Raw genomic sequence first — 9316 nt, forward strand, 5'->3', positions numbered from 1 at the left:
GGGCCGCCCGCGCGATCAGCGTGGTGCTGCCCCAGCTCGAAGGCCGGCTCGACGGGTACGCGCTGCGGGTGCCGGTGCCCACCGGTTCAGCCACCGATCTCACCGTCATCGTCCGCGAGCCGGCAACTGCCGAGGCAGTCAACGCCGCGTTCGCGGCCGCCGCCGATGGTGAGCTGAAGGGCTTCCTCACCTACACCGAGGATCCCATCGTCTCCTCCGACATCGTGACGGACCCGTCGTCGTGCATCTTTGACTCCGGGCTCACCAAAGTCACTGGTGACCTGGTGAAGATCGTCGGTTGGTACGACAACGAGTGGGGTTACTCTCACCGCCTCGCCGACCTGACCGGCCTGGTGGCGTCTACCCTCTGAGCCGTCTATCTACAGTCGCGGCCGGGCGCACGCAAACCTACTGCCGAGAGCTGATCTGCAGAATTCAATCCAGTTGTCGGGCAGTGCGGTTGTGTCCGTGCTCCCGGATCCCCTGATCCGTCGAGACTGGCGGACGAGCACGCTGACGCCTCAGCAACGGATGACTAAACCGGGGCCAGAACGCCGAAGCCACGATGTATGCCTGCAACCGAGTCAGCTGCCGACGTTCCGAACACGTGAGTGGCATGACACCTCGTAGTGCGCGTTGCGTCGGCCGGCTTAACGATCACCAGCCGGATGATTCGTGATTGCCGCCTGCACCGAAGCGAATCGTGACCGAGCCCGCTCGTCGGCCGCCTGCTGCTCTGCCGGTGTGACGACGACCGCATCAGGCCCCGGAAACACCAGAGCTTCGTGCCCAGTGTTGAGCCACCGCACCATGTAGGGTGGCGAGCCGTCCGCAGAATGCATTTCGGTGATCATCCCGCGCTGCTCCGCCTGTTCGTTGGTCCTGCCCTTGACCACCAACCAATCTCCAACATTGGCTTTCATCACCAACCCCTTTCGTCCGGGTCGGCTTCTATCGTGCGGGCCAAAGGAACGTGTGGGGTAGAGCAGTACGCCATCAGCCTCGTGTGCCGAAAGTCCATCGGTTGTCGTGTCACCCGTCGCGGTGCGACATCGGCCAATGGGTGCCTATCCTTCCCGGGGCACGGTCAGCGGCTCGGCTGGTGCCCGACGGCAGCGCACCGACGTCAGCACCGGAATTCCAAGACGTCGCTCAGCGGACGGCGGGGCGTGGCGGGAACGTGTCGCTCTACCGCCGGTACCTTGCCCACCCGGATCAAGAGCTGCGGCAGCCCGGGCTGTCCGCTGAGCCCCTGGATCAGTTCTCGGGCCGGGGTTATTTCGGTCATGTGCGTGAGGGTGCACGTCGCCATCCCGGCGACTGTGCACTCGAGCAACACAGCGGATAACACTTCGCCACAGCGCAAAACCTGCGGGCGGGTGTCATCGCGCGTGGACAGCACCAGGATCTTGGAGTGGTCGACGTCGATCGTCGCGCGTCGTTCTTCATAGCCGGTTGTCGGGAAGGCTCGTGCCACGTCGACACGGCTGGCTTCCGAAGCGGACACTCGTGCGCTCTGCGGGACGCCCTTGTCTAGATCGAAAGGCGATGTCCACCAACGTAGTTCGGATTGATAGGAGGGGTCATTATGGCGGATTGCTTCGGTGAGCCGAGACGCCTCCGCCAACTGCTGGCGAGCATCTTCGGGTATGACGCCGAGCGTCACAGTATCTTGGTCAATCTGGCTACGCAGCTGCCTTTCCAGCGAATCCCAGCGGCGGGGTGCGGCGAACGGTAACCGGTCGGTGCGGCGGCGCAGGATGGCCCCGGCCCGCTGCCGGTCTGCATCACTGACCGACCCAAGCGGACTGAATTCGAGCGTCGCCAAATGATCGGCATCACGGGAATCCGGGAATCGGTCGACGGCGGTATCCCAGCCGGCGACTGCCATTGCCACTCGCAGGTGATCGAGCATCGCGCCGCAGCTTAGGATCATCTCCCTACCTGAGCGGTCGATGGTTTGCACCACCGCTTTAGGATCCGCGAACAGTTGAAGCTGCCCGCGCTCGGCGACCCAATGCCAGGGCTGACTGTTGTGTAATGAGGGCGCGCGGCAGGCCAGCATCACCGCGTCGCGGATCGCTTGGGGCTCCGGCATTGTCTGCGTCATACCAACCACCGCCTACCTTGATGTCGACGCTAGAGGTTTCCCGATGAATCGACAGGGCCGTTGGTCCTTGAGGAAATGGGCATTCGGCCCCAGCCTTCAGCATCGCGAAATAGATACGCTTCCGTACATGACATATGTGATCGGCAGAGCATGTGTGGATGTCATGGACAAGTCGTGTGTGCAAGAGTGCCCGGTGGATTGCATCTACGAGGGAGCTCGGTCCATGTACATCAACCCCGACGAATGTGTGGATTGCGGTGCCTGCAAGTCGATCTGCCGGATGGATGCGATCTATTACGAAACCGATCTGCCGATAGACCAGTACCAGCACCTCGCCGACAACGCCGCCTTCTTCAGCGAGACCTTGCCGGGCCGCGATGGACCCCTGGGCTCACCCGGTGGCGCTGCCAACCTCGGGCCGTTGGGAGTCGACACGCCGTTGGTCTCTGCACTGCCACCGCGCGGGTGATGATCACACGGATCGCAGTCACGATTCATAGGAGTGCGACATGGCTGAGGTATCAACGGACTACGGAATCCTAGTTGGTGTTGACGGGTCCGCCGAGTAGGACGCCGCCATAGGCTGGGCCACCCGTGAAGCCACGATGCGTAGTGTGCCTATCACCGTGATGCATGTCGTCCCCCCGATCCCGGAATGGCCGACGCCTTCCAGGCAATCAGAGATCGCGGAGGTGTGGGAACAGAACGCTCGCGACGTCATCGAACAGGCACGCAAGACCGTCGTCGCCAATGCGGGTGAATCCGATCCGCCCGACTTGCGCGCAGAAGTGGTCAGTTCGACCGTCGTGCCGACACTCATCGACGCGTCCCAGCACGCCCGGATGATCGTCATGGGTAGCCGCGGGATGGGTGCGCTGGGCCGTTTTCTGCTGGGCTCGGTCAGCAGTGGTCTGGTACACCACGCCCACTGCCCGGTCGCCATCATCCATGCAGACGAAGGCTCGGCCGATGACAAGGCACCGGTCTTGGTTGGTGTTGACGGGTCGCCGGCGTCAGAAGGGGCCATCGAGTTGGCCTTCGAAGAAGCGTCGCGTCGTGGGGTGGATCTTGTCGCCTTGCACGCGTGGAGCGATGTGGGGGTCTTCCCGATTCTCGGCATGGACTGGCGAGAATACGAAGCCCAAGGCACGGAAGTCCTGGCCGAACGCCTGGCAGGTTGGCAAGAACAATATCCCGACGTGCAGGTGCAGCGACGGCTCGTCTGCGACAAACCTGCCCACTGGCTCCTTGAGGAATCCGAACACGCTCAACTCGTGGTGGTCGGCAGCCACGGCCGCGGTGGGTTCCCCGGCATGCTGTTGGGCTCGGTTAGTTCCGCTCTTGCGCAATCGGCAAAAGCTCCCCTGATCGTTCACCGAGCCAGGTGACAAGCAGCGGTCCGCCCACGGTGCTCGCCGCCGAACCTATGAACACGGCGGCTAGCCCCGATGCGTTAACGTCGACGCGCGACGATTACAGGTACGCATGCTGCGTGGACCACGGCCGTACTGACTGATCCCAGCAGCATTCCGGCGAACCCACCGCGGCCGCGGCTACCGACGACGACGAGTTGAGCCCGTTGAGCCCTGTCGAGAAGGTGGCGGGCCGGATGATCCCAGACGACCAGACGGCGAACGGCGACGTCAGGGTAGCGCTCCTGCCAGCCAGCTAGGCGCTCCGCGAGGTTTCTCTCTCCCGCGGATTCAAACGCCGACCATTCCATGGTTTGAAGGTGCTTGGTATCGGCGTCATTCCAGGCGTGTAGGGCAACCAATTCGGCGCCGCGCCAGGACGCCTCATCGAACGCGATGGCAGTGGCCAGCTCCGATGCCGGCGAACCATCAACCCCAAGAAGCACCGACGAACCAAGGGGGTGTCGCTGTGAAGAAAGTTCGTCAGGGATCACCGCAACCGGGCAGTGAGCGTGGTGTACCAACGCGGTGCTGACCGATCCGAGCAGGGGGCGGTGCCAGGTGCTCTGGCCGCGGGACCCGACTACGACCATCTCGGCATGCTTAGATTCCTTGACAAGCGTTGCCGCGGGCGCCGAGCACATCACTTCTGCCTTGATCTGGGGGCGGCCGTTGCCCACGGCGGTGTCTTCGGCAACTCTGATCGCATTGCTGAGCATTTGCCGGGCGTCTTCTTCGCGCTCCTCGAGCAGCTCACCCGCGATTGGGGTCGCGGGCAACGTCAGAATCGGTAAGTCAGTCACTGGTACGGCGACCACGTCGACGAGGGTGAGTGGAACGTTACGCATTGTCGCCTCGCGCGCGGCCCACCGCACAGCCGCCACCGAACATGATGACCCGTCGACACCTACCAAGATTCCCGAACGTGACATGGGACCGGGCACTCCATCACCCCGCTAATCGATCGGCTTGACCACTTTGCGTCCAACGCATCGAGCGCTCTGTCGACGACGATAGAAGCGGGGCTGTCACCAGTCAGGGAGGCATTGGTCCCCACAGCGATGGACATACGGCACATTGGTTTCCCGTTCCGCCCATGGTGCCCGCACATTGTCGGCGCCGGCCTGGCTCAGGTTGCGGACAGCGGTGACGGTCGGGCCGACGAACGGCCCTGCAATGCAGGACTTCGGTCCCTACCGCGGAAATCGGTCAAGTGATCGGATCGAAATTGTCAGTTCACCGAAGACCTGAGGAGGCAACATGACAACCCTTCCCGCTCGACGTCGGACGCGTTCGCTCTTTCCGGAGCTGTCCGAGCTGTTCGCCGGGTTTCCCTCATTGGCCGGACTCCAGCCGGCTTTCGACGCCCGGTTGCTCCGGCTGGAGGACGAGATTAAGGAGGGTCGCTACGAGGTACGCGCAGAGCTTCCCGGTATCGAACCCGCCAAGGACGTCGACATCACGGTGCGCGACGGCCAGCTGACGATCAAGGCGGAACGCACCGAGAAGAAGGAATTCAACGGACGCTCCGAATTCTCGTACGGCTCGTTCGAACGCACGGTGTCGCTGCCGACGGGCGCCAACGAAGACGACATCAAAGCCACCTACGACAAGGGCATTCTCATGGTGTCGGTTCCACTTGCCGAGGCGAAGCCCGCCGAAAAACACGTCCCGATTCAGTCCGCGAACTGACGCGGGCGAGCGGTCAGGCACTGGCCGTCGTGTCGAACGTCGATTGTGTAGGTAGTGGTCACAAGGTGCCTGTAGTCGCCTCCACAAGCTACACAGTCGACGCCGAAGTAGGTGGTTGATAAGAAGGAAAAGGCAATGGGACAACTAGCCAAAGTGTCCGTGGTGGGACGCCCGTTCCGGGCTGAAAATGGTGTGGTGGTCGCCTCGTCGACGCCGTGGCTCTATGGTCCTTCGAGGCCGTCGACTAGCCGGGTGTTGGGGATCGCGCCGTGGGCCCTTCACTGTTGCCGTTGATCGTCGAGCACGAGGATTAGATTTCTGCTTTCCCTTTGTGATCCCCACCTGGCGACCACTTAGTCGGTGGCGGTTGCGAGTCGGTGAGGAGAACACGATGTTGACCGAATCTCACGATGAGGAACAGATCATCGCCAGGGTCGCGGCCCTGGATATCGGCAAGGCGGAAGTGGTGTGCTGCGTCCGGGTCCCCGCCGGGGCGCAGGCGAAGAAACGACTGCAGGAAGTGTCCACCCATTCGACGATGACCCGGGCGTTGACCGAGCTGGCGAATCATCTGGTCGACCTCGGTGTCGAACGGGTGGTGATGGAAGCGACCAGCGACTACTGGAAGCCGGTGTTCTACCTACTCGAGGCGCACGGGCTGGACCCGTGGCTGGTTAATGCCCGCGACGTGAAACATCTGCCAGGTCGACCTAAGACCGATGCGCTCGACGCCGTCTGGCTGTGCAAGGTCGCCGAACGGCAGATGCTGCGCCCGAGTTTCGTGCCGCCCAAACCGATCCGGCAGTTGCGGGATCTGACCCGCTACCGGGTCGATCTGGTCGGAGCCCGCACGGCAGAGAAGAATCGGGTCGAAAAACTCCTCGAGGACGCCTGCATCAAACTCTCCGTAGTGGCCTCCGACATTTTCGGGGTTTCCGGGCGGGAGATGATGGGCGCCTTGATCGGCGGGGAGCGCGACCCCAAGGTGCTCGCGCAGTTTGCGCGCTCGAGGATGCGGGCCAAGATGAGCCTCCTCGAGGAAGCGTTCAACGGGCACTTCGATAACCATCACGCGTTCTTGCTCGCCCGGATGTTGGGCCGCATCGACGCGATCGACGCCGACCTCGCCGCAGTGGATGCACAGATCGAGGCGCAGTTGGCCCCTTTCGCGTCGGCGGCGGCCCGCCTCGATGACATCCCGGGCATCGGTCCGGTCGCCGCCGCGATCATCCTGGCCGAGGTCGGGGTGGACATGTCTCGGTTCCCCACCGCCGGGCACCTGTGCTCGTGGGCGAAGTTCTCTCCCGCTATCTGCTCCTCGGCCGGCAAGTCCAAGGGCAACGGATCCAGTGGACACGGCAACCGCTACCTCGCCCGGGTCCTCGGCGAGTCGGCGGTCGTGGCCGGCAGGACCGACTCGTTCCTCGGGGAGCGTTACCGCCGTATCGCCAAACGCCGCGGCAAGAAACGGGCGATCGTCGCCGTCGGTCGCTCGATCCTGGTGATCGTCTGGCACCTGCTGTCCGACGAACAGGCCGTGTTCACCGATCTCGGCGCCGATCACTTCACCCGCCACGTCAACTCGGAGACCAAGAAACGCAACCACATCCGCCAACTCGAAGCCCTCGGTTACGCGGTAACCCTCAACCCTGCCGCGTGACCCGCACAGCACCACCGCACACGCGTGCACCACACCAGACGCACGTCACCTTCATTTTCGGATTAGTGCCACGACGTATCCCGGCCCTCAGTGGGCGGACGTCAGCGCACCGGGCGACGGCTCCGAGCGCGTTCAGGCCGCGACGCCTTCCGCGCAGGATCGCGCCCGCCATCAATCCACAGAAGAAGCCCAGAAGGAAAAACCCGCGTGCGCGTCGCTTGTTCCTCCGCACAACAGCTGATGCGATGAATCCACATGTCGCCGCAATAACGGCTACCGCAAGGAGCAGAGAAATCAGATGTGTCAGTCCGAGCTGCGGCGCAAAAGGTCAGAATGGCGTTATCCAATAGTGGTAACATTATTCTCATGCATCAGTATTGCTGCTGTTCGCAGGCTTGGGCCGATGATGCGCCGGCAGGCCTGTCTGTGGTGCCATGACGCCCCGATCTGTTCTTCAGGTGGGCGGCGGCCTGCCGCAAGGAGTCCACGGCGCCGCCGATCCTCGTTTCGCCTGTGCGGTGCGCACGTTCGCCAGCCTGTTTCCCGGCCCCCGTTTCGGCGGCGGGGCCCTTTCGGTGTACGTAGACGGTCAACCGGCCGTCGACGTGTGGACCGGCTGGTCGGACCGGCACGGTGAGGCGCGGTGGAGCGCCGATACCGGCGCCATGGTCTTCTCCGCGAGTAAGGGATTGGCGTCGACGGTCCTTCACCGGCTCGTTGACCGCGGACTGCTGTCCTTTGATGCACCTGTCGCGCAGTACTGGCCGGAGTTCAGCGCCAACGGCAAGTCCGCGATCACCGTGCGCGACATGATGCGACACCGCGCCGGGCTGTCGCACTTGAAGGGGGTGAGCAAGGACGAGTTGTTGGATCACCGCCTGATGGAACAGCGGGTGGCCGCCGCACCCGTCGATCGCCGACTGGCCGGTCGCTCGGCGTATCACGCATTCACCTATGGATGGCTGGCATCGGGTCTGGCCCGAGCCGTCACCGGTGTGGGCATGCGCGAGCTGATCCGTGCCGAACTGGCACATCCGCTCAACACCGACGGTCTGCACCTCGGGCGCCCACCGGCTGAGGCGCCCACCAAGGTCGCAGAGATCATGTTTCCCCAAACCACCAGGGCCAACCCGGTTTTCGACCGCTTGGCACCCAGACTCGCCGAGATGCCGATCGCCGGCGGCTTGGGCGCGATGTATGTCCCCGGCATCACATCGTTGATCCAGGGCGATATCCCGTTTCTGGACAGTGAGATTCCCTCGGTCAATGCCGTGGTGACAGCGCGGGGGCTGGCCAAGATGTACGGTGCACTCGCCAACGACGGCTGCATCGACGGAACGCAGTTTCTGTCATCGGAATTAGCGCGTGGCCTAGCGGGGAAGCTGAGCCTACGGCCTGACTTCAACATCTTGTTCCCGATGTCCTTCCACCTCGGCTACCACGGATCGCCGGTGCCCGGCCTGCTACGGGGATTCGGCCACGCCGGCCTGGGCGGAACCATCGGATGGGCCGATCCCATCACCAAGAGCTCGTTCGCCTTCGTGCACAACCGGCTCATCACGCCCATGGTCGTCGACCAAATCCTGTTTGTGCCATTGATTCTGCCCGTGCGGCGCGCCGTCGCCGCCGCCCACACGCGCGGTACAGAATCCGTGCCGCAGTTCGGTGCGCCCTACCCTGAAATGGGCTCGACCAGCAAAGCCGGCCGCTAAAGGCGAGCGCACTCGAACCTTGTTCATTGGTGGTCCGCGTTGACGGACCCCGTGTCACTCAGCGCGATGGCGCTACACGACTGCACGCGACGGACGTTTCCCGGATTACTGTCACCTTTTCCCGGATCGGACAGGAACCACCACCAGCTGCTGATTCATCTGATGAAAACGCGGCCGTTTACTGGTAAGGCTGCATATTTGAATCCGTCGTATTCCCCGCCGGGGGAGTGGTCAGGCATGGGCTTGGAGGCGTCTTGCCGCTAGTTGGGGGAACGGGCGCTCCGCGGACTTGGCCAGAGGAATTGTCAATTCTGTGGATCTCGTGCCGATTATTCCTGGTCCGGCGAGACGGCTGATCTGACATTGCGCAATCCTGTGACCGCGATGCCCATAGCTTGTTGGACCGCGCTTTTCAGCTGTTCGGTGGTGTCGCCCCGCTGCAGGCAAACTAGTGCTGCGGCAAGGGCTGCGTCCATCAGTGAGCCGATGACCACGGCGACGGTGAACAGCTCGAAGTCCTCGCCGCCGTCTCGCCTATAGGACGGGATGACAACGACGGCGGGCCCGTCGCCGTCGACGTAGGTCTCGATCGACACCCGCCGACGCAGACCATCTCGCTGTGCCCGTTCATGATTCCGCTTTCGCGTTCATCAATGGCGGCCCTTTGTTCAGAGCTCAATCCGTAGCAGCTGGGCGCGTCGGATGATGCCATCCGGGGGTGGTTCGGTGG

9 protein-coding genes and 1 pseudogene are annotated in these 9316 nt (G+C 63.2%); 6 read left to right on the forward strand and 4 right to left on the reverse strand.

What is annotated here, in order from left to right; translation table 11 throughout:
- A pseudogene (locus ACLP4W_RS14280) lies at positions 1-371 on the forward strand (type I glyceraldehyde-3-phosphate dehydrogenase); the annotation flags it as partial.
- 279 nt (positions 372-650) lie between these two features.
- On the opposite strand, the gene ACLP4W_RS14285 reads toward ACLP4W_RS14280, so the two are convergent.
- Positions 651-923 carry a DUF1918 domain-containing protein gene (locus ACLP4W_RS14285; protein ID WP_442377429.1) on the reverse strand — a complete coding sequence of 91 codons (273 nt, stop codon included), beginning with the start codon at positions 921-923 and terminating at the stop codon, positions 651-653.
- 203 nt (positions 924-1126) lie between these two features.
- On the reverse strand, positions 1127-2110 hold the full coding sequence (locus ACLP4W_RS14290) for an Acg family FMN-binding oxidoreductase (protein WP_442377431.1): 984 nt from the start codon (positions 2108-2110) through the stop codon (positions 1127-1129).
- A gap of 127 nt (positions 2111-2237) precedes the next feature.
- Between ACLP4W_RS14290 and fdxA the strand changes: the two genes are divergently transcribed.
- Together fdxA and ACLP4W_RS14300 are read left to right on the forward strand one after the other, a co-directional pair.
- The gene (gene fdxA, locus ACLP4W_RS14295) at positions 2238-2579 is read left to right on the forward strand and encodes a ferredoxin (RefSeq protein ID WP_442377433.1); all 342 of its coding nucleotides are present in this window, start codon (positions 2238-2240) and stop codon (positions 2577-2579) included.
- 109 nt (positions 2580-2688) lie between these two features.
- Positions 2689-3498, forward strand: a complete 810-nt coding sequence (locus ACLP4W_RS14300; protein WP_442377444.1) for a universal stress protein — start codon at positions 2689-2691, stop codon at positions 3496-3498.
- A gap of 65 nt (positions 3499-3563) precedes the next feature.
- Here ACLP4W_RS14300 and ACLP4W_RS14305 read toward each other — a convergent pair whose 3' ends face one another.
- Positions 3564-4454 carry a universal stress protein gene (locus ACLP4W_RS14305; protein WP_442377435.1) on the reverse strand — a complete coding sequence of 297 codons (891 nt, stop codon included), beginning with the start codon at positions 4452-4454 and terminating at the stop codon, positions 3564-3566.
- Between the two features lie 328 nt (positions 4455-4782).
- On the opposite strand from ACLP4W_RS14305, the gene ACLP4W_RS14310 reads away from it, so the two are divergent.
- The 3 genes from ACLP4W_RS14310 (at position 4783) to ACLP4W_RS14320 (ending at position 8586) form a co-directional block, all read left to right on the forward strand.
- Positions 4783-5214, forward strand: coding sequence for an Hsp20/alpha crystallin family protein (locus tag ACLP4W_RS14310; protein ID WP_442377437.1), 432 nt, complete (start codon positions 4783-4785; stop codon positions 5212-5214).
- Positions 5215-5605: 391 nt separating this feature from the next.
- Positions 5606-6874, forward strand: a complete 1269-nt coding sequence (locus tag ACLP4W_RS14315; RefSeq protein WP_442377438.1) for an IS110 family transposase — start codon at positions 5606-5608, stop codon at positions 6872-6874.
- 434 nt (positions 6875-7308) lie between these two features.
- Positions 7309-8586 (forward strand): serine hydrolase domain-containing protein, encoded by a 1278-nt coding sequence (locus tag ACLP4W_RS14320; RefSeq protein ID WP_442386919.1) that lies wholly within the window; start codon positions 7309-7311, stop codon positions 8584-8586.
- Positions 8587-8915: 329 nt separating this feature from the next.
- Here ACLP4W_RS14320 and ACLP4W_RS14325 read toward each other — a convergent pair whose 3' ends face one another.
- A complete protein-coding gene (locus ACLP4W_RS14325) occupies positions 8916-9182 on the reverse strand; it encodes a hypothetical protein (protein WP_442386921.1) in 267 nt (88 codons plus the stop codon).
- Positions 9183-9316 lie beyond the last annotated feature (134 nt).

This window comes from Mycobacterium sp. (genome assembly GCF_052145595.1).
Classification (GTDB): domain Bacteria; phylum Actinomycetota; class Actinomycetes; order Mycobacteriales; family Mycobacteriaceae; genus Mycobacterium.

Bases quoted from the DNA above. Each gene is read 5' to 3' on its own strand.
- ACLP4W_RS14285 (WP_442377429.1), bottom strand. From the start codon at position 923: ATGAAAGCCAATGTTGGAGATTGGTTGGTGGTCAAGGGCAGGACCAAC.
- ACLP4W_RS14290 (WP_442377431.1), bottom strand. From the start codon at position 2,110: ATGACGCAGACAATGCCGGAGCCCCAAGCGATCCGCGACGCGGTGATG.
- fdxA (WP_442377433.1), top strand. From the start codon at position 2,238: ATGACATATGTGATCGGCAGAGCATGTGTGGATGTCATGGACAAGTCG.
- ACLP4W_RS14305 (WP_442377435.1), bottom strand. From the start codon at position 4,454: ATGTCACGTTCGGGAATCTTGGTAGGTGTCGACGGGTCATCATGTTCG.
- ACLP4W_RS14310 (WP_442377437.1), top strand. From the start codon at position 4,783: ATGACAACCCTTCCCGCTCGACGTCGGACGCGTTCGCTCTTTCCGGAG.
- ACLP4W_RS14315 (WP_442377438.1), top strand. From the start codon at position 5,606: ATGTTGACCGAATCTCACGATGAGGAACAGATCATCGCCAGGGTCGCG.
- ACLP4W_RS14320 (WP_442386919.1), top strand. From the start codon at position 7,309: ATGACGCCCCGATCTGTTCTTCAGGTGGGCGGCGGCCTGCCGCAAGGA.